Genomic DNA, 19,096 nt, shown 5'->3' with positions numbered 1-19,096 from the left:
CTGCGACTTTTGGAGGGGAATCGCTCATGAAGAACACCGCTCGCTACTCCTACCGCGCTGTGGCCTGGCTGACCACGCGGCTTGAGGCGGCGGAGGCCAGCATGCGCCGCCGCCCGGACGGCGGCGACATCAGCATCACCACCGTCATCATCTGGGTCGCCGCCGTCACCGGCGCGCTGGTCATCGCCGGCACCATCGCCGCCGTGATCGCCAAGTACAACGGGAACCTGAGCGGCATCTGATGTACGCGCACGCCCGACTTGCATCCTGGTGGCGCGGGCGAAGATGGGCGGACGATCGCGGGGACGCATCCATCCAGATGGCGATCGTCTACCCGTTCGTGCTGCTCGCGACGATCGCCGTCATCCAGGCCTCCATGTGGTACTACGCCCGCCAGATCGCCCTGACCGCCGCCCGCGAAGGGGTCTCCGCCGCGCGCGCCTACCGGGCCGGGCCGGCCGACGGTGCGGCCCGGGCCCGCGAGGTCCTGAGCCGCACCGCAGGAGACAGCCTGCGCTTCCCAAGTGTCAATGCCGGCAGTGACGGTCAACGGGTGCATATCGCGGTCTCAGGCTTCGCCCAGTCCATGATCCCCGGTGTCCCAGGTCTGGCCATCACGCAGCGGGCGTCCGGGCCAGTAGAACAATGGGTGGTGCCGGGAGAGTGAGCACCTTGTCGACAAGCGCGTCCCGGCTCAGGCGGATGCAGGGCGATAGGGGCAGTGTCGCTATCGAGGCCGCCATCATCCTGCCACCGTTGATTATGTTCGTGTGTCTGGCCATCGCCGGCGGCCGCATCGTCACCTCCGGCGCGAAAATCGACGCTGCGGCCGAGGATGCGGCCCGGGAGGCATCCATCCACCGCACCGCGGCCTCGGCTCAGGCAGCCGCCCAATCCGCGGCCGCCGAAACACTGAATGACCAGGGCATCCACTGCTCCTCGACCAGCGTCAACATCAACACCGGCGGGCTGAACGTGCCGGTCGGCCAGGTCGGCACCGTCACGGTGACCATCTCCTGCACCGTCAACCTGTCCGACCTCCTGCTACCCGGCGTGCCCGGGGCGCGCACACTCACATCGACCGCGACGTCGGTCGTGGACGCCTACCGGCAGCGGGGAGCGTGATGACCGTTTTGAAGGTCAAAAGGCGCCCTGCTTTTGACGACCGCGGCGGCGTCACCGTGTTCGTCGCGGTGTGTGTGGTGGCGCTGATCGGCATCATCGGTCTGGCCATCGACGGCGGCGGCAAGATGCGCGCCACCGAACGGGCCGACTACATCGCCGGCGAAGCAGCCCGGGCCGGCGGGCAGGCCATCGACGCGGCCAAGGCCATCTCCGGTGAAGCAGTCGTCGTCAACCCGCAAGACGCCGTCGCGGCCGCGCAGGCCTATCTGCGGGCCGCCGGCGCCAGCGGCACAGTGAGCGTCTCGGGTGACGGCAAGACCCTGACGGTCCACGTGTCCGGCACCTACGACACCAAGTTCCTGCCCGTCGTCGGGATCGGCTCCATGCCGGTCAACGGCCACGGCACCGCAACGCTCCTGACCGGCATCACCAACCCCGACTAAGGAAACCCCTGCATGCGCACCCCGCACGCCTCCCCCGCGGCCAGCCGCACCCTGGGCCGGGTGTTCAAGGCCCTCGTGAGCCTGCTCCTCCTGGCCGGCGCACTTGCCGGGCTGCCGCTGCTGCTCGGGTGGGCAACCCCGGCCATCTGGACGGCCAGCCACGACGATCTGGCGCATCTCCTCGACCGGCGGGACACCGGGGCGGCGTTCCTGATGCTGCTCGTCGTGGTCGGCTGGGCCGGATGGGCCCAATTCGCCTTCTGCGCCGTCCGTGAGCTCGTCGCCCAGGTACGCGGCCGCACTTGGCACGCACCCCGCGGCCTCGGTGCATCGCAGCGTGCGGCAGCCGCGCTGATCGGCAGCATCCTGGTACTGCTGCCCGCCAGTTCGGCCCTGGCCTCCGAAGCACAAGCCGCCCCGTCCGCCGCCGTCGCCCACCTGCCCGGTCAGCTGCATGCCCCCAGCGCCGAGCGCTCATCGGTGCCCGCGGCGGGCACGTCGGCGGCCCGCACCTACACGGTGAGCCAGGCACGCCCGGCGGAAAGTCTGTGGAGCATCGCCGAGCACCAGCTGGGGGACGGTGAGCGGTGGCGGGAGATCGCCGACCTGAACGAGGGCCGGACCATGATCGACGGAACGGTCTTCCGCGCGAACAGCTTCCTCCAACCGGGCTGGCAGCTGCAGATGCCCGACGCCTCCGCCATGGAGGGCGTCCGCACGCAGCTCGGCGGCGCACCCGCTGCCGACGATGAGTCCGGCCGCGTCATCACGGTCAGCCCGGGTGACTACCTGTCGAAGATCGCAGAGAAGGAACTCGGCGACGGTGACGACTGGCCGCAGCTGTTCGAGGCCAGCAAGGGCAAGCCGCAGCCGCACGGCCTGCCCGAGATCACCGACCCCGACGTCATCTACGTGGGCCAGCAGGTCACGGTGCCCGAGGCCCGACCCCACCAACCAGCCCAGGACCAGGAGGAGGATGAGAAGCCGAGTGGCCGGCAGACCACTCCCCCAGCCACCCAAGACCCGGACGGCCGGCACGAGCCGGGACATGGCGGCGATGCGCCAGCGCCCGCGCCCAGCCAGACCACAGCGCCGGTACCCGAGTCGTCGGCGCCCAGCGCACCGGCCAGTCGCCCTACGGAGCAGCCGCGCCAGGATCAGTCCTCTCCGCCCGCCTCGAGCGCTACGGCGCCCGAGCCCGCCGTCAGCGCCTCGCCTTCTGCCCCCTCAGCGCCAGCAGCGGCGCCGGCATCATCCGCCCCTTCCGCTGCCCCCGCCCCGGCGGTGGCTCCGGGCGGCCGCAGCCCGCTGAATCTGCGCATCGTGCTCGGTGCCGGCGCGCTGTTGGCCGCCGCCATCACCGGCGCGCTCGCCCTGCGCAGGACGCTGCAGCGGCGCCGCCGCAAGCCTGGCGAGATGATCGCCATGGCGTCGGAAACCTCCGCCGCTGAGGCACAGCTGGCGGCGGCCGCCGAGCCCGCAGGCGCTGCCCGCCTGGACGTGGCCCTGCGGACGATGGCCCACCACGCGGCCCAGCAGCAGGAGGATCCGGTTCTGCCGCCCCTGCGGGCCGCCCGGATCGGGACCAAAGCAGTGCAGGTGCTGCCCGAGGACCTCGCCCGGGAACCGGTGGCGCCCTTCACCACCGGGCAGGGCGGCTGGTGGCTCCTGCCCGCCGACGCCGCCCTCCTGGACGACGAGGCCGCCCGCGAGGTGCCGGCGCCGTATCCGGGGCTGGTCACGATCGGCAGCACCAGGGCCGGCGACCTGCTGCTGCTCAACCTCGCAGCCCTTCGCGCTCTGCTGCTGGACGGCAACCCGGTCCACATCACCGAGATGTGCACCTCCCTCGCGCTGGAACTCGGCATGAGCCCGTGGGCAACCGACGTTGAGGTCGTCACCGTCGGCTTCGGCGAGGACCTGCCGCAGCTGCTGCCCACCGCGCGGATCGCCCACATGCGGCAGGCCGCGCACGCACTGCGAGATCTGAGCGAACGCCTGCTGGAAGCACACCAGATGCCTGAAACCCGGCATCAGCCGTATGTGCTGCTGTGTGTGTCCTCCCTCGATGAGGACACGGCCTGGCAGTTCGCCGACGTCATCGACCGGGCGGGGGCGGTGCCCGTCACGCTGGTCGCCCCCGCCAGTACGGCGGCCGCTCGTTTCCCCGAGGCGGAGATCCTCAACGCCTCTCTCAGCGAGCCGCAAACCCTCGAGCACGTGGGCACCGACATCACCGTGCAGCGGTTGGAGCACGCCGCCTACCTCCAGATCACCACCGCACTGAAGGTGTCCGGGCAGCCGCCCCACCCCGCCGAAGGGCCCTGGCAGGACGTGCCGCAGGAGCTTGACACCTCGCAGCAGCCGGAGCAGGCGGCGCCGCAGGAGCCCGCCGCACCCGAACGCGCGATGCCCGCGCCGGCCGCGGCAGCGGAGGTGAGCGGCGAGGTCTTCCCGGCGCTGCTCGCCGCCAGCGCCGATCCGTCCGGGCTCCGTCTTCTTTCCCCCGCCACGCCATTGGTGGAGGCCGGCGACGAGCCCGGCTCGGACATCGAGCCGGGGGCGCCTTCGGGCACAAAGTCCCGCGGTGGCGCGGACGCCGCCGGCACGGCACATGCCGCGGAGGGCGACGTCCCGGCGACGGCTCTGGAGGAGCCGGCGGCGACGCAGACGGAAGGAGGCGAGGCGCATGACCTGCACGCCCCGGAGATCCGGGTCCTGGGAGCGGTCGAGGTGACGGGCGTGGACAGCACCGGGCACGGCCCGCGGATGGCGCAGCTGGCCGCCTTGCTGTATTTCCGTCCCGGGCGCAGCGCGGATGTTCTGTGTGCCGATATGGATCCGGTCAGCCCGTGGTCGACGAGCACCCTCAACGCACGGCTGCAGGGCCTGCGCAGCTGTCTGGGCAGCGACTCGGCCGGCAACCCGTACGTGCCGCGCCGCAAGGCGGGCGATGATCCTTACCGGCTCGGTCCCGGCGTGCGCTGCGACTGGACGCGTTTCCTGCAGCTCGTCGAACGCGCTCTGCCCTTGGGCCCGTCGGGGCTGCCCGACTTGGAGAAGGCGCTGAGTCTGGTGCGGGGCAAACCGTTCGGCGGCCGGCCCCTGCCGTGGGCCGAGCCCCACGCGCAGGAGATGATCACGCGGATCATCGACATCGCCCACGCCGTGGCCACCTACCGCATCCCCGCCGGCCCCCACCACGACCTGAGCGCCGCGCGGCAGGCCGTGTCGACCGGTCTCGACGTCGATGAGAGCGCAGAGCTGCTGTACCGGGACTGGATGCGGATCGAGCACGCGGCCGGCAACCGCTCCGGACTGCACACCGCCATCACCCGTGTGCAGCAGGTCAATCGGGCCCTCGATTGCGACCTGGAGTGGGAAACCGTGCAGCTCATCAGTAACCTGCTGGGCGGCTCCGCAGGGCAGGAGGCGACCCGATGACCTGGCGCCGGCGAAAGGAACCCGCTCCCCCGTACCCGGTGTGGACGCAGCTCGATGAACACCTGTGGCATACCTGCGCGATCCTCGCTGACTGGGTCGCCGATCGTCTGCATCTGCGGCCGCGCATCGCCACGCCGGCTCCCCTTTCCCAAGGCGAGCTGCCCCTGGCTGTCGGCCCCAGCGAGCGGATGACCTGGCAGGCAGTGGGCAACGGCAGCTACCACCACACCAGTGTGGTCGCGTTCGGTTCTCCCGCCTTCGTCCTGGGCTCCCTGGCCGGAGCCGCCCTGGGAAACGCCTCCCGGCGACGCGCAGCCCAGGACGCGGCCCGGCCTCGCTGGATCCACTCCGGGACCGGCTACCTCACCGTGACCACACACGGTTTCCACTTCCACCACCCACAGGCCAGTATGCGGGTGCCCTACGGCGGGCTCGACAGCATCGACCTGATCACCCCCGACCTCTGCCAGGTCGCATTCCACGATCAAATCGCCAACCAACCACTGCTGGCACAGCTACGAACCCCCTGGGCATCTCTTCTGTTCGTCCTCGCCGCACTCAGCGCGTTCCCTTCCCACCCCCGCCTCGTCAGCGGCGGATGGCTGCCACCGGGTTTCATGACCCGATGCGCACAACAGGGCCGGCCCTGCCCTCTGCCCCCCACGCTGCTCCCACCCAGCCCATAAGAGGTCGCTGACGGGTCCCCGCAATCTGTCCGTCACCGGATGGCGGTGCTCGCGACGGCTTTCCAGCGAGCGCGGCCAGGCGCTCCATCTCGTCTGCTGGTGTTGCAGCACTGCCCGCACACCAGCCGCCGAGCCTTGGGGCGCTCGGGCAACCGGACGCCGAACGGCACTCAGGTCTTTCGTCCTTGAACTCGCGCCGGTCGTAGTCGCACTCCGCGCAGACCAGCCGGGCGGCGCGGGCCTGCTACGTCGACCACGCGAGCGACTCCGCCCACACTGCCGGCTTGGCGATGAGTCGGGCGGCCCGGTGTCAGGAGGCAAGTGGAAGGATGACGTGGTGTCCGATTCCCTGCGTGACCTGTGGCTGCGCGGCGTCGCCTTCAATACGGCGGCCCCCTCCGACGTGCTGATACGCCTCCTGGACGAAGCGGCCGGTGAGGCCGGCTTGCTGATGTACGAGGGCCGCGACCTGCCCGACGCCGTGATCGACGCGGCCCTGTGCCACCCCATCGAGCGGATCCGCCGGGCCCTCGCCCGCAACCTGCACGTCGACCCCGCACGACTTGCTCCCCTGGCGTCGGACCCATCGGGACTCGTCCGTGCCTCTCTCGCCGGCGGCACGCGGCGCCAGCCCCGGTGGGTCCGGCACCTGCCGGACGACATCCTCGTCACTTTCCTGACCGCTCAGGAAGGAGGCAAGGACGGCAAGCTCACCGAAAAGGAGATCGTCTCGGAGCTCTTATCCTCCCGGCAGGTCCCTCGCTCCTTTCCCCGGCACGCGGCTGGTCACGATCACCCCGCGCTCCGTCTGTACGCCGCCTTCCAGTGGCAGTCGCTCACCGCTGCGCAGCGCAATGCCCTGCTCGACGACCCCGACCCCGCCGTGCGGGAAGCAGCCAGGAAGGGCAGTCGGCAGCTGGACCCGGCAGCTGTGGAGGCCGAGCTGCCACCCATCGGATCACGCCACGCGATGTTTGTGCTGAGCACCTGCGCCCTGTCACCCGCGGTCGTCGAGCAGTGCTTCCTCAAAGACGAGGTGCACCCGCTGGCCGTGAACCGCCATACCCCGGCCTACGCCCTCGCCCAGCTCGCCCGCCATCCGGATGCGGAGATCCGCAGGCTGGTCGCCACCCGGCCCGACCTGGGACCGGAGGCGGCACAGCTGAGGCAGGATCCGGACGAGGACGTGCGGATGCGGGCCCGCCTCCAGCCCTCCATCCGTACCTGGGACGAGTTCGAGGCGGTCCACACGGTCGTCGGGCACGGGCCCGACTGCACCTGCCCGATCACGGAGCCGGCCACCGAGCCGTCGCCCGACTGGTACGCCACCTGTGCGGCGTCCGAGGAGCCGGTGCTGCGCCGGGTTGCGGCGAGCTGGCCCGGCCTGCCCATCGAGCTCGTCAGACCACTGGCGCTGGATGACGACGAGGAGGTACGCATCCGGCTGGCCTGCCACCACCCGCAGGCTCCGCCCCATCTCCTCCTGGACATCTTCGTGACCCGGCCGGCCCACCGCCCGCACCTGCTGACCCTGCCCGCGTTCCCCCGCACCGGCCTGACCCACCTCATCGGCCACCCGGACCCCGAGGTACGCGCCCTGGCCGCCGCCGACCCCACCCTGCCCGAACCTCCGCTGGAAGACCCCGACGACGCGGTACGCCGGGCAGCCGCCGCCAATCCAACCCTGACACCGCAGACCCTGGACACCCTCCTCACCGACCTCGGCACCGCCCAGGGCGCCGCGGCCAACCCGTCCCTCCCCGTGCCCCGCATGCACACCCTGCTCGACCACTGCTTGAACAGCGCTACCACACCGCCGACGGCAGCCCGATGCTGAGTGACGAGGCCCACGCGGCGATCACGGGCATGGCCATCGCGTCGGCCATCGACTGACGCCAACACACCGGGCAGGCAGCCCGAAACTCAACGCCAGCTCGCCTTGAAAGTCGATGACAAGGAGCCCCACGCGGTGGAATGCGGCATCAACCACCTCAAGCGCCACCGCGCGGTCGCCACGAGATACGACCACTCCACCACCGACGCCGTCCTCGCCCACGTCGAGCCGGTCCCCGGCGGCCTCTACAGCAACCAGACCTACGAAGCGGCACTGGCCGACCTGCGATCGGCCATCCCCGAGGTGGTCTCCACAGCGCTGCGCCACGCCGACGGCACGAGAGCCGAGCAGCTGACCCACGTAGCAGGTGCTCAGAGCGATCTGGGTGACGGACACAGCCGGTGAACATCAGCAGAGCTGTGTCTCATCGAGTCACCGGGCAGCCCCTGGTTTCAGATCGCTGGACCACCCATCGTCGTACTGCTGGAATGAGCCCGCTGGAATGGTCCACACGAACAGGGCAGGGGCATGCTGCGGCAGGGTGTCGAACTGGCCGATCGCTACCGAGTCCAGCCCTCGCCACTCAGGGGGTGTCCAGGGTCGCTCCGGGTCTGTGCGGAACGGAGGGTAGAGCATGATGGACAGGGCGATCAGGCCGACAGTGTCCGTGGTGATCTCGAGCGCCCCGGCGCGGCCACGGCGGACCCAGCAACGGTTCACGGCAACCTCGTCGAGGATTGTCGGATCGGCTGCGGCCGCCGTCCTGTGGTGAACTGCACGGGCAGATCTATACGTCGGCAGGCCGCGCTGGCCCACCGTACCGACAGTTCAAGCTGATCGAGTCCGCCCAGGAACGCTGGCGCGCGGTCAATGCGCCGCACCTGGTCGTCCTCGTGCGAGCCGGAGCCCGATTCAAAGCGGCGTCCTCGTCGAACGGGAGGACGCCGGCGCGGCCTGAGCCGCGCCCGGATCGCGGGATTGGACAGCCGCACGTTCGTGCCCGGCTTCACACCGAGGGTGTACCTCGTCCGAGCAGCCTGCTGAGCTCGTGGGCCAGGGCGACCGAGGCGTCGATCTCTACCTTGCGGATGGACACGCTCTCCACGAGGAAGCCGAACGGCATGCCGAGCTTGCGGCAGAAGTCGATCAGGTCCCGGGCGTTCGCCAAGCAGTGCTGGTATGACTCGGCCAGGGTGTCGTCCGCATGGCGCAGGGAGTTCTCCAGCCAGCGCGGGACGTCGACGCCGAGCCATTGGAGGAACTCCAGCGTCTTCACCGAGCCGCACACCGAGAGCGTGAACAGGACGGGCCTCGGTTCGAGGTCCCGCTCGCGGCAGGCGTAGTAGTAGTCGGAGACCATGCTTTTCGCCGCGTCGGCGCTGTAGATGACCTGCGAGATGAAGTACGCGCATCCGGCCGCCTGCTTGGCGACGAGCCGCAGATACTCCTCGGGGCGTTCGGTGATGGCCACGCCACCGAGCAGCAGGTCGGGGCGGACCTCGCGGCGCAGGTCCTGCGCCTCGGACAGGCCGGTCCGCACCGCCTTCCCCTTCGAGGACGCGCCGACGAAGACGCCGAGCAGCCGGTCGGCGTCGGCCATCCGCAGCCAGGTCCGCAGCTCCGTCTGGGAGTACTTGCCGACGCACCGGTAGACGACCACCGGGCGGTCCCACTTGCCGAGATAGTCCGCGTGGTACACGGCGGGGTCGATGGTCGGCAGATACGGAAACGGCCGCTGCGCCGGATTACGGTCGCTCTCATCGTCGATGTCGTACAGCGCCAGACCGTCGACATCGAGGGACTCCAACCGTGCCAGGGTGGCTGCGGTGATCTCCCGGATCCGCTCGGGAGTGTTGCTCAGCCGGGGCGGCGTGATGCCGAACAACAGGACACCGCTGTCGGCATCGGCCACCCGGCTTCGTAGATCTGCGCCGTCGCTCTGGTTCGCCATGACGCGGAAGTTAGCAGCTCATCCGCCATACGGCAGGCGAACACCACCCTGTGAGACCCGACTCGGTTCTGAACCAACCGACGTCCGACCGCACGAACCAGATCCACAGGACTGGACAATCGCTCTCGGTGCACGGCATGAACTGCCCACCTTGCGAGACGCGTGCCGCCACGCGCTGACCGAGGGCCGGCACGGCACACCATGCCGCCCCCGCACCCTACTCACCCGCTCCCCCCCCCCCGGCCTCGGTCCGCATCACCAGCGCTCCAGTCATACCTGTTTGATCAGCTGGACTGAGCCGACCGGCTGGGCATGCCGCGGATCGACCACGGCATGCTGCTGGATCGATGCGTGCATCTGGCCCGGTGCTGGTGCGTTCCCGTGACCCGGCCTGAGACCCTGGGTGACGCCGGTGTACCTGCGGGGGGGGCCTGGCTTTGCCCGTGCGCGGGTGGTGGGGGATTCAGAACGGGCGATCGGTCGTGCCCAGGACGACGAGTTCGGTGCCGTCCAGCACCTCCGCGAGCGCCTGCGGTGCGCCGCGCATATGGAAGTAGTCCCACTGCGCGCGGCGGATCACCTGGTCCGGGTGGCTGAGCGCGCGCAACACGTCCCAGTGCAGGGCCTGGGCCCAGACGTAGCCCGGTTCGCCGTCGACGTCCATGTCCTGCACGTCGATCGGGGTGTCCGCGAGTGCGGAGGCCAAGCGGTGGCCTTCCACGGGCCCGGCGGCGAAGTCCAGGAACGCAGCGGGGTCGGCGCCCAGGGGCGCGTCGTCGGCGCTCTCATCGTCCCGGACCGGCCAGGAGTCGTAGCGGTGGGCGCGCTCCCCGTCCCGCCAGACCTCCAACTCCAGCCGGTCGCCGTCGTACTGGAAGGCGGCCAGGACGGGGGCGCCCAACTCGGCGCTGATCGGCCCGGCGAGCGCGAAGACACTGTTGTCGGCGACGGACCGGTCCGGATGGACGAGGCAGAATCTCGGCCCGGCGGGAAGCGCGTAGCCGGCCGCGCAGACCTCGCGCAGGACGCCAGCCGCCTGCTCGAGCGGCACGGGAATCAGAATCGTGCCGTACGTGGTCACGACCTCACCTCCTGGGACGCGGTGACCCTACGCGGCGGTGAAGGTGCGAGGCAAAAGAAATACGCCCGCTGCGGACTCGCGCCCGCCCGATGATCGCGCCCCGAACCCCAGCGGTGCGCTTGAACGGTGCGCCAGCCGCCGATGACGAGTCTCGACAGGCCTTCCTGTACCGCAACCACTCGTGTCCGCTCACGTGCGGCCCCCTCCCTTGCGGCATCCGTCCGCACGCGAAGGGCCGCATGGGTGGGCAGATACAGCGAGCAGCTGTGGGGGCACACCCTCAAGCAGGGTTTGGCCGTATTCAAGGCTGTGGCGGAAATTTCGTGAAGCACCTGATGGCGGTGGGCCGACAGCTGGGTCATGCTTGATTGCTAGCGCCGGGACGCGGGGTCTGGCATGGCTCTTTGGGGGGCTGCGGTGGTAGTCAGCGAGCTGGTGCGCGCAGAACTCCGAAGGGTCGATTGGGCTTCGTTGAAGTGCGGTTGCGGCGATACTGCGGAGCATGTGCCTCTCCTGATCGAGGCCATCATCACTGCTGAGACGCCCCGGGACATGATCGGATACACCCTCGATGGTCACGTCGAGGAAAGCACGATCCTCTTCGAGTGCACTCCGCCCGCGGTCGGCGTGATCATGGCCGCGCTGGCGGGCGACCTCTCGACACTGGCCCGAGACGTGCTGCTGCAGACGTTGTCGTTCGTGGCAGCTGGCTCCGGTGGTTATGAGCCGGACGCAGAAGGCGCGGGCCTGGGTGACCGATGCCGGACGCACGCTCAGGGAGGGTTCTGGGGGCTCGTCCAACTCGGGCTCACGGGTACTGCGGAAGACGCCGAAACCGTCGCTGACATCTGTGAGTACTTTGAGCTGGGCGGTAACAAAGCCGCCTTCTACCAGGCCGAGCTTCGCGGCCGGATGCGCGCGAAGGCCAAGCGCAGACGACGCGTCTGACGCTGTGAAGGTCACGGTGGCTGGGCGAGGACGAGAGTTCGCAAGGAAGCGAAGGAGGCACGGCCGTACGACCGGCGTTTGATCAGCTTCTTTGATGCGTGTGACCTGCCCCTCGACGGCGCCGGAACTCCAGTGGAGCGTTGGGTCGTTGACGACGGCATCCCAATCGTTCAGTTGCGGAAGGACAAGACAAGGGTGTCCCGCGCTCCGCACACCACGGTGTGGACGGACTGCAACATGGGTGCCCCAGCTGCGCAATCGGGATGCCCTACGGTTTCTCGGTTCCGTTCCGCATCGGTTGACGCTGACTGGATCGCTGGTACGCGGCCACTCGCAAGGTCCGACGTGTCACTGCTGTTGCTGCGCGTGGTGGCGGGTCAATGCCTGCCAACGCCGCTCGAAGTCGACGACCTGCCCGGCAATGTAGTCGGCCGTGAGGGGCTTGTTGTGCTGCGCAGTGATCCCGCGGGATGCGCACTGCTGCGCAATGACGTCGAGCGACGGGATTTCGTTGCGCGCCCGCTGTTCCGTCCACACGTTGTAGACCCGGAACGGCAGGAGGTAGCGGCGCAGAGTGGACGGGCTGACCGGCTTTCCACCGCGACCGGTCATACCCTTCACCTCGGCAAGGTAGGCGGAGAGCTGCTCGGCCTTGGGTTCCTCGCCGTGTTCGGTCTGGTAGTTCGTCCAGGCGAGGTAGTAGCGGTCGACGGTGGTCAGCGCGGCGGGCTCCCGGGTCACGTCGTCCGCACCCGGCAGGTCATCGACAGCGGCGCTCACACTGGGTTTGCGCTGCTCCTTGGCGGGATGCGCCCCCACGCCGGCCAGCGCCTCCTCCGGCTCCTCGGTCGACAGCGGATCGCCAGCAAGCGCCTGCGCGACTGGCACGGCGGCTTCCTCGCCGGCAGACGGCTCTGTCTCGTCGAACCGGCTCTGCTGGAAGGTCGCGACGAAGCCGTCCAGGTCTTCGCCCGTAAGGGGCTGGCCGTCGCCGCCGGTGATCCGATCGCGCTCGTAGACGTACCCGGCGAGGGCGGCGCCATCGGGGTAGGCCCCGTGCTCCCGCGCGTACGACAGCCAGGCGTTGTAGAAGTAGTCAGCCCATCCGTCATCCGCATCGAGCGGGGCCTGGGACTCGGCGCCCTTCTCGGCTGAAGGGGGCTGCTGGCGCTGCTTGAAGACCCGCAGCAGGGGTTCGAGTTGCTCGTCGGACAGCCGCCCGCCCGCCGCGGTCGCGATGCCGTACTGATCTCGCAGCCACAGAGCAAACTCCGCGCTCGTCGGCTCGACTCCGAACGCGGCCATCCAGGCCTGATAAGCGTCGGCGAGTTGCGTGTTGTCGTCGTCGCCGAGGTCATCCGGCTGCCCGTGAAAGGCGGCTGACTGCTGCGCCTCCGGGTGGGGATCCGCGCCGTTCCGCTGCGTCGGTTCCTTCTCCTGGCCGACGCCGGCCTCGAGTTCGGGCCTGCGCTGCTGCGGCGGAAATGTCCGCTCGATGGAGAACTGTATCGGCGGCTCGTCGATGCCTGCGGCGGCCAGCCCGGCCGGGGCCGTCTCGGCCAGGGGGACGCCGTAGCGAGCCAGACGCAGCGGCATCAGCGACTCCACCGGAGCCTTGCGACGCCATGCGCGGCCGAAACGGGAACGCAGGCTCGCCTGATAGACGAGCCGCTCCTGCTCCAGCTTGATGACCTGCTCGTAGGAACGCAGCTCCCACAACTTCATACGGCGCCACAGCAGGAACGTAGGGATCGGCGACAGGAGCCAGCGGGTGACGCGGACGCCCTCCATGTGCTTGTCGGCAGTGATGTCGGCGATCCGGCCGATCGCGTGCCGGGCAGCCTCGACCACAACGACGAACAAGACCGGAATCACCGCGTGCATGCCCACGCCCAGCAGGTCGGGCCAGGCCGCCGCCCCATTGAAAGCCACAGTGGCGGCCGTAAGAAGCCACGCCGTCTGCCGCAGCAAAGGAAACGGGATACGGATCCAGGTCAGCAGCAGATCCAGAGCCAGGAGTACACAGATCCCGGCATCGATACCGATGGGGAAGACATAGGCGAAGGCGCCAAAGCCCTTCTTCACCGCAAGCTCACGGACCGCCGCATACGAACCAGCGAAGCCGATACCGGCGATGACCACCGCGCCGCACACCACCATGCCGATGAGGACCCGATGCACCCCAGCCAGCCGCGGCGCAGTCTTCCCCTCAGCCACGTCCCCACTCCCCCAACCACAACATCAGAACTGATCAGACCTCACACTCGCATGACCTGTCCCACCACTGCCAGCACCAACAATCACCCACCGCAAACTTCCCGCCAGCTAACACGCCACGACAGCCGCCGACAAGATTGGCGCCTGGGACCCGGTTGTCGAAGTACCTGCCCTGCCTGCGGCGCGGGTGTTTGTTGGCTATGTCCATGAGAACGGGCTCCGGCACGACTTCCGTCAGCCGGTCGCGATTAGTGATCAGAGGGTGGTTCGAGTGCTTGGAGGATCTGTCGCACTTCCTGGCGCCACGGGGCGGCGTCTGCGCTGTCCACCGAGCCGGTTGCCGGCTCTGATCCGTCCTGGAGAATCCGGTCCAGTGCGAGTCTCGCCGACGCGCGGAGCGAGGCTGGCAGTTCGGGCAGAGGTTCCCTGGGACCGTCGTCCGGGTCAATCACGACGGGACGGTCCGGGAGGGTGCTCGCGACAAGAGCGCCGGCGGCAACCGCTTCGGCCACGTCTCCACCATCGACGCGCTCTCCTGAGTCGATGACTCGCTGGAACGCCGCCCCTCCGCGATGCATATCCCGTACGGCTCCGGCAGGACCACACGGTTCTCCTGGTCCCAGGCCGCGACAGCTTCGTATCCGAGCGCTGGCTGGAGACCGCCACCAGGTCCACCACCAGCGTGCCGTCGTCCGCATCGAGGTCGGCGACGTGCAGGTCCGTCCGTCGACGCGGAGCAACCGCGGGAAGCAGGCCGCGAGGCGAGCCGATGTGCAGGGCTGGGTAAGCTCCGGCTCATGACTGACTTCGTGCAGGTATCCACGGCAACTGAGACCCGTGAGCAGGCCGTTGAGCTGGCGCGCACGATCGTGAGCCGCAGGTTGGCTGCTGGCGCCCAAATCATTGGGCCCGTGACGTCTGCTTTCTGGCACAACGGTGAGTTCGGGATCGCTGAGGAGTGGCAACTCCTCATGAAGACGACCCGCGCCCGGTACGCCGAGTTGGAGGCCCATCTGCTTGAGCAGCACCCATGGCAAAACCCGGAGATCGCCGCCGTGCCGATCCTTGCAGGCTCCAAGTCGTGTCTGAGCTGGATCGAGGCCAACACTCAGCCCGCGCCTTGACCATTAGAGGGTCTGGGCCTTTTCCAGGAGGGCCGCAACCTGGGGCAGCGTGCGATGTTCTGCAAGCCGCTTGAGCACGGGGCCGAGGCGCTCGCGAGGCCGCACAGATGCGACGCCGGACGAGAGGTCCAGTGCGTTCCCCGAGACGTCGGCCGCCTGCTCTACCTCACCGGCTTGCAGGTAGGACTTGGCCAGCCACGATAGGTAAAGGCTCTTGTCGCGGGCGTGCCGGTTGTCGAATTTGGCTAGGGCTGATTCCAGCACTGGCACGGCGCGGAGCGGCCTGCGGAGTTCTGTCCAGCAGCGGCCGCTCATGATCTGAAGTTCGGTGGCATCCACCCAGGACGCCCAGTCGGGCTGCGGGGTGTCATCAACCTCGGAGAGGGCGTCGCGGGCTGCCTCCAGGGCCCGTTCCGTCTCCGTGGGCTGGCCGGCTACGGCGTGAGCCCAGGCGAGGCGCTCATGTAGCAGCGCCCGGACGCCGGGTGCTGCGTGAGGGCCGGCCGTGGCGCAGGACCGAGCTGCCACTTGCACGGCTGCCTGTCGCTCTGCGGGCAGCTGCTGGTAGGCAAGGAAGGCGAGTGCGTTCCCTGCGAGTTGCGCGTCCTTCGCTTCCTGCGCGGCTTTGTGGCTCGCTTGGTACAGGCCTCTCGCCTCGGCGTGTCGCCCACCGTCGAAGGCAGCCCAGCCTGCCTGCTGTGCCTGCTCGGCGAGTACGGACAGCAGTTCCCGTCCGGTTTCTTCGGTGTAGGAGCCGTCGCGCAGCAGCGCCCTTGTGGAATGGTACTCGGCGAGGTAGATGCGGTAGGTGTCTCCGCCGCCCAGCACCTCGTCGAGGCGCCGCAGGCGGGCGGTGCGTTGCCTCAGCCGCTGAGGGGTATCGCTGCCGATACGGCTGCCCGTCGAGGGGGGGCGGACCAGTTCGGGCAGGCTCGCGGCGACACCCGCGGTTGTTGTCGCCTTCAGGAATTCCCGGCGCTGCACGCCACCTCCACTGCTGTCGGCGTCTGCGTCAGCAGACGACTCCCATGGCCGGGGCGCCAGCCCCACCATGTGCCCGGGGATGCGCAGGGCATCGACGATGCGAACGATCTTGTCGAACGTCGTCACACTGCCGTGGCCCTTGGCTAGCGTCCCGATGCGCTCCGGCTTGATGTCACACTCGGAGGCGATCTTCGAGTAGCTGATACCCGCCTCTGCACGCGCGAGGAAGAACACCGTACCGAAGTCATGGTGCGCCAGCGCAGCCTTCAGATCGGGGCGATCAAGAAGCTCGCGAGGTAACGCCGTTGATGGTCTGTAGCCATTCATGAGGCTCCCCCATGGGGCTGTTGCAGACGACTGCTGCCGACAGGGTACCCATCGTGGGTACCCATCGACGGCAAGTCAGCACCGCTTCCCAGGAGCAGGGTTGGCCTTACACACCCCGGCGACCGCGCGAACGGCCCCGGGGCTTGGCCAACGCTCGAACCAACGAGGGAGCGTCGACATGACGAACCGTACAGGCCCCACCGAAAGCCGCCCACCCCGCCCGAAGTTGACCATCCGGGTGTACCAGGTCGACCGCTACGGCACCGTAACCCGCGAACGTGCCCCGATCAGTGTTCTTCCCGACGAGCAACAGCTGCCGGACACATCCGCCTTCCCACCGTGCCAGTGTCCGCGCTGCCGGGCCGGACAGGCGCTGACCAGGTGAACGCCACCATCGAAACCAGTAACGAGACCGCTGTGCTGGACATCGCCAAGATGCGCGAGACCGCTGCTCAGCTGCTCGGACCAGAGGACGAGCGTGAGATGCCACCGGCACCGGATGACGTGCAGGCGCTCACCGCTGTGCTACGCGGTCATCTGAGACTCGTTATGGACGAGGTCGAGGCCAAGGCCGCGCGGTTTCCGAAGGACAGCGTGGCGCGCTATTGCGCGCTCGCCTGTATCGGCGAGGCCCGCCGCAAGCTGAGCGAGCAGGCAAGCCCTCGCCATGGCGGCGAGGCTGGCCATGCCCGGCGTCTGGCCCGCGTGCTGCGGGCCCTGTGCGACCACTACGAGGTCAAGGGCCACGCCAAGCGATGAAGACGATGACCGGCCTACTAATTGATGTCGCGGCCGTGACCGCCCCGGTCCACGCCCTGGTGCTGGCGCGGACTTCCAACTGACGCTTACGCACCCCCATGGCGACCGCAGGGTCAGGGTCGCACCCCGAAGCGCCCCTCCCGCCGCGATCCGGAAGGCACCGGCGGGAGGTGTCCCAAAACTATGGCCGCTTCCTCGGCTACAGCGCCAAGGCCATATCGCGCTACCTCGACTCGCGCGTCACCCACGACTCCATCTTCAGCTCTCCTGACCCGCTCCCCCGCAGCCTTTTAGCAGCCGAAAGTGCCTAAAGCCACCGCCCGGCGCGTATCCGTGCCAGCCCTCGCACGATCAGCCACAACCCTCGGCACTGCGTACGCCGAGAAGGAGACCGACGTGAATACCGTCCCCGACATGACGGCTGACATCCCCCAGAGCCTTCCCGTCTCCGAGCAGGAGCTGCGCGACGCCATGGTGCAGGCGCTCATCGACATCGGCGCCTTGCGCAGCTCGCGTGCGGTGGCAGCCTTCCGCGCGGTCCCCCGGCATCTGGCCGTGCCCGACCTTCCGATCTCGAGGTGCTACGAGCCGGAGGCCCCTCTGATCACCAAGACGGACGCGACCGGCGTGGGCACCAGCTCGGTGTCCGCCCCCCGGATTCAGGCCATGCAGATCGAGCAGGCCGACATCCAGCCCGGCCACAGCGTCCTGGAGATCGGCTCGGGCGGCGTGAACGCGGCCTACCTCGCGGAGATGGTTGGGGGGCAGGGCCGCGTCGTCACCGTGGACATCGACCCCGACGTCACCCAGCGCGCGAGGAACTTCCTGAAGACCACCGGGCACCGGAACGTCACCGTCCTCACCGGCGACGGCGGAAGCGGGGCGATCGACTACCAGCCGTTCGATCGCATCATCGTCACGGTGCAGGCCGCCGACATCCCGTCCCCCTGGGTGCATCAGCTCAGGCTCGGTGGGCGGGTCATCGTCCCGCTGCGGATGCGTGGCATGACCCGCACGATCGCGTTCATCCGCGAGGAGGACCGCCTTGTCAGCGACGGCGTTGAGCTGTGCGGCTTCGTTCCGATGCAGGGTGCCGGCGAGGACCGCATGCGCGTGGCCCTCATCCACGAGGCCGAGGGCGAGGAGATCGGTCTGCGCCTGGACGGCCACCCGGAGCCGGACATCCAGGCCCTCGCGTACGCCCTGGCGATGCCGCGCTGCGAGGTGTGGTCCGCGGTGATGCTCGCTGGCGATGAGTCGAACGAGCACCTGGACCTGTGGCTGACGACCGCCCTGGACAACCTGCCCCTCATGGCCGCGAAGCCGGCCGCCCGCGAGCGCGGTCTGGTCGCCTCCGCCTCCCCGCTCGGTATCCCCACGCTCGTGGACGGCGACAGCTTCGCCTACCGCACCGTGCGGCGCACCGACGACCCCAACCGATTCGAGCTCGGCGCGATCGGCCACGGACCGCGCGGCCGGGAAGTCGCCGAGCGGCTGGTGCAGGAGATCCAGACGTGGAACCGCGAACACCGCGGCACCCGCGCGCACATCAACGTCTACCCGGCGGGAACCTACGACGACCGGCTCGCCGGCACCCGGGTCATCGACCGGCCGCACTCGCAGATCACGATCTCCTGGCCGTAGCGCTGCCAGCGCTCGACGCTCCACACCCGCCGCACTCCGCGACGAAGGGCCCCATGAACCTCTCTCACACCATCCTGTTCCCGGCCGCTGTCGGGGGCCCAAATCGTGCAGAGGGAGGGCCGTCAGCGGCAGAACAACGAGGTGGCCGCCGCTCATCTGTCCCAGGAGTGACTGACCCATCTGACGACCACTCGGAGTTCGGCAACCTGTGGCGCCCATAGGGCCTGCCGGTCGAGGAGTACATCGAACTCCTGAAGCGCTGGAGTGGGTTTGGTGGGAGATCCCGGCAACCGTCGTCGGCGAGACGGGCCCAACGCGGCTGGACGCCGTGCGTGATCTTGGCTGGGAGGATCTGCCAGCCTCGCGGACGGGGAGCGGGTAGTGCGCCTGCGCATGCGCGCTGAGGTGGGCGGCGCGCTCGCTGTGGCCATCTCCTCACCCAGCGCCCTGCCTGTATAGGCAGTGAGCGCGTGAAGCGCTCGGCCAGCCCGCTCAAGGGATGCGGCGTCCACCCATTAAATCCCCGGAC

Annotated in this window: 18 protein-coding genes and 1 pseudogene; 14 read left to right on the top strand and 5 right to left on the bottom strand. The window is 69.1% G+C overall.

Annotation, left to right across the window (positions count from 1 at the left end; genetic code table 11):
• Positions 1-26 precede the first annotated feature (26 nt).
• The 9 genes and pseudogenes from ACZ67Q_RS36270 to ACZ67Q_RS36230 form a co-directional block, all read left to right on the top strand.
• Positions 27-242: a hypothetical protein gene (locus ACZ67Q_RS36270; RefSeq protein WP_471190886.1), complete on the top strand. Its 216-nt coding sequence runs from the start codon at positions 27-29 to the stop codon at positions 240-242.
• Positions 242-667, top strand: coding sequence for a TadE family protein (locus tag ACZ67Q_RS36265; protein WP_471190884.1), 426 nt, complete (start codon positions 242-244; stop codon positions 665-667). Before ACZ67Q_RS36270 ends, ACZ67Q_RS36265 begins: the two co-directional genes overlap by 1 nt.
• Positions 668-702: 35 nt before the next feature.
• A complete protein-coding gene (locus tag ACZ67Q_RS36260) occupies positions 703-1,125 on the top strand; it encodes a TadE family protein (RefSeq protein WP_471190981.1) in 423 nt (140 codons plus the stop codon).
• The gene (locus ACZ67Q_RS36255; protein ID WP_471190882.1) at positions 1,125-1,568 is read left to right on the top strand and encodes a pilus assembly protein TadG-related protein; all 444 of its coding nucleotides are present in this window, start codon (positions 1,125-1,127) and stop codon (positions 1,566-1,568) included. The genes ACZ67Q_RS36260 and ACZ67Q_RS36255 overlap by 1 nt, the downstream gene beginning before the upstream one ends.
• Positions 1,569-1,580: 12 nt before the next feature.
• Entirely contained in the window at positions 1,581-5,012 is a 3,432-nt protein-coding gene (locus ACZ67Q_RS36250; RefSeq protein WP_471190880.1) for a LysM peptidoglycan-binding domain-containing protein, read from the top strand.
• A complete protein-coding gene (locus ACZ67Q_RS36245; protein WP_471190878.1) occupies positions 5,009-5,698 on the top strand; it encodes a hypothetical protein in 690 nt (229 codons plus the stop codon). The genes ACZ67Q_RS36250 and ACZ67Q_RS36245 overlap by 4 nt, the downstream gene beginning before the upstream one ends.
• Before the next feature lie 337 nt (positions 5,699-6,035).
• Complete coding sequence (locus ACZ67Q_RS36240) at positions 6,036-7,535, top strand: hypothetical protein (protein ID WP_471190876.1); 1,500 nt, start codon at positions 6,036-6,038, stop codon at positions 7,533-7,535.
• A gap of 132 nt (positions 7,536-7,667) precedes the next feature.
• A complete protein-coding gene (locus tag ACZ67Q_RS36235; RefSeq protein ID WP_471190874.1) occupies positions 7,668-7,937 on the top strand; it encodes a hypothetical protein in 270 nt (89 codons plus the stop codon).
• Between the two features lie 422 nt (positions 7,938-8,359).
• Positions 8,360-8,490 (top strand): annotated as a pseudogene (locus tag ACZ67Q_RS36230) (IS256 family transposase); the annotation flags it as partial.
• Positions 8,491-8,538: 48 nt separating this feature from the next.
• Here ACZ67Q_RS36230 and ACZ67Q_RS36225 read toward each other — a convergent pair.
• On the bottom strand, positions 8,539-9,483 hold the full coding sequence (locus ACZ67Q_RS36225; protein ID WP_471190872.1) for a methylenetetrahydrofolate reductase: 945 nt from the start codon (positions 9,481-9,483) through the stop codon (positions 8,539-8,541).
• A 463-nt stretch (positions 9,484-9,946) separates the two neighbouring features.
• Complete coding sequence (locus ACZ67Q_RS36220) at positions 9,947-10,564, bottom strand: hypothetical protein (RefSeq protein ID WP_471190870.1); 618 nt, start codon at positions 10,562-10,564, stop codon at positions 9,947-9,949.
• Positions 10,565-11,068: 504 nt separating this feature from the next.
• Here ACZ67Q_RS36220 and ACZ67Q_RS36215 point away from each other — a divergent pair.
• On the top strand, positions 11,069-11,512 hold the full coding sequence (locus ACZ67Q_RS36215) for a hypothetical protein (RefSeq protein WP_471190868.1): 444 nt from the start codon (positions 11,069-11,071) through the stop codon (positions 11,510-11,512).
• A 348-nt stretch (positions 11,513-11,860) separates the two neighbouring features.
• Here ACZ67Q_RS36215 and ACZ67Q_RS36210 read toward each other — a convergent pair whose 3' ends face one another.
• Together ACZ67Q_RS36210 and ACZ67Q_RS36205 are read right to left on the bottom strand one after the other, a co-directional pair.
• Positions 11,861-13,672: a DUF2637 domain-containing protein gene (locus ACZ67Q_RS36210; protein ID WP_471190979.1), complete on the bottom strand. Its 1,812-nt coding sequence runs from the start codon at positions 13,670-13,672 to the stop codon at positions 11,861-11,863.
• 305 nt (positions 13,673-13,977) lie between these two features.
• Positions 13,978-14,307 carry a DUF4259 domain-containing protein gene (locus ACZ67Q_RS36205; protein ID WP_471190866.1) on the bottom strand — a complete coding sequence of 110 codons (330 nt, stop codon included), beginning with the start codon at positions 14,305-14,307 and terminating at the stop codon, positions 13,978-13,980.
• 219 nt (positions 14,308-14,526) lie between these two features.
• On the opposite strand from ACZ67Q_RS36205, the gene cutA reads away from it, so the two are divergent.
• Positions 14,527-14,853 carry a divalent-cation tolerance protein CutA gene (gene cutA / locus ACZ67Q_RS36200; RefSeq protein WP_471190864.1) on the top strand — a complete coding sequence of 109 codons (327 nt, stop codon included), beginning with the start codon at positions 14,527-14,529 and terminating at the stop codon, positions 14,851-14,853.
• Between the two features lie 3 nt (positions 14,854-14,856).
• Here the strand turns inward: cutA and ACZ67Q_RS36195 are convergent, their stop codons facing one another.
• A complete protein-coding gene (locus tag ACZ67Q_RS36195) occupies positions 14,857-16,164 on the bottom strand; it encodes an XRE family transcriptional regulator (protein WP_471190863.1) in 1,308 nt (435 codons plus the stop codon).
• Between the two features lie 381 nt (positions 16,165-16,545).
• Between ACZ67Q_RS36195 and ACZ67Q_RS36190 the strand changes: the two genes are divergently transcribed.
• The 3 genes from ACZ67Q_RS36190 to fxlM all read left to right on the top strand — a co-directional run bounded on the left by ACZ67Q_RS36190 (position 16,546) and on the right by fxlM (position 18,567).
• On the top strand, positions 16,546-16,923 hold the full coding sequence (locus ACZ67Q_RS36190) for a DUF6415 family natural product biosynthesis protein (protein ID WP_471190861.1): 378 nt from the start codon (positions 16,546-16,548) through the stop codon (positions 16,921-16,923).
• Between the two features lie 170 nt (positions 16,924-17,093).
• A complete protein-coding gene (locus ACZ67Q_RS36185) occupies positions 17,094-17,234 on the top strand; it encodes a hypothetical protein (RefSeq protein ID WP_471190859.1) in 141 nt (46 codons plus the stop codon).
• A gap of 103 nt (positions 17,235-17,337) precedes the next feature.
• Positions 17,338-18,567 carry a methyltransferase, FxLD system gene (gene fxlM / locus ACZ67Q_RS36180; protein WP_471190857.1) on the top strand — a complete coding sequence of 410 codons (1,230 nt, stop codon included), beginning with the start codon at positions 17,338-17,340 and terminating at the stop codon, positions 18,565-18,567.
• Positions 18,568-19,096: the final 529 nt, after the last annotated feature.

The organism is Streptomyces sp. NPDC036813 (assembly GCF_055609245.1).
This window is presented reverse-complemented; position numbering and strand designations above follow the sequence as displayed.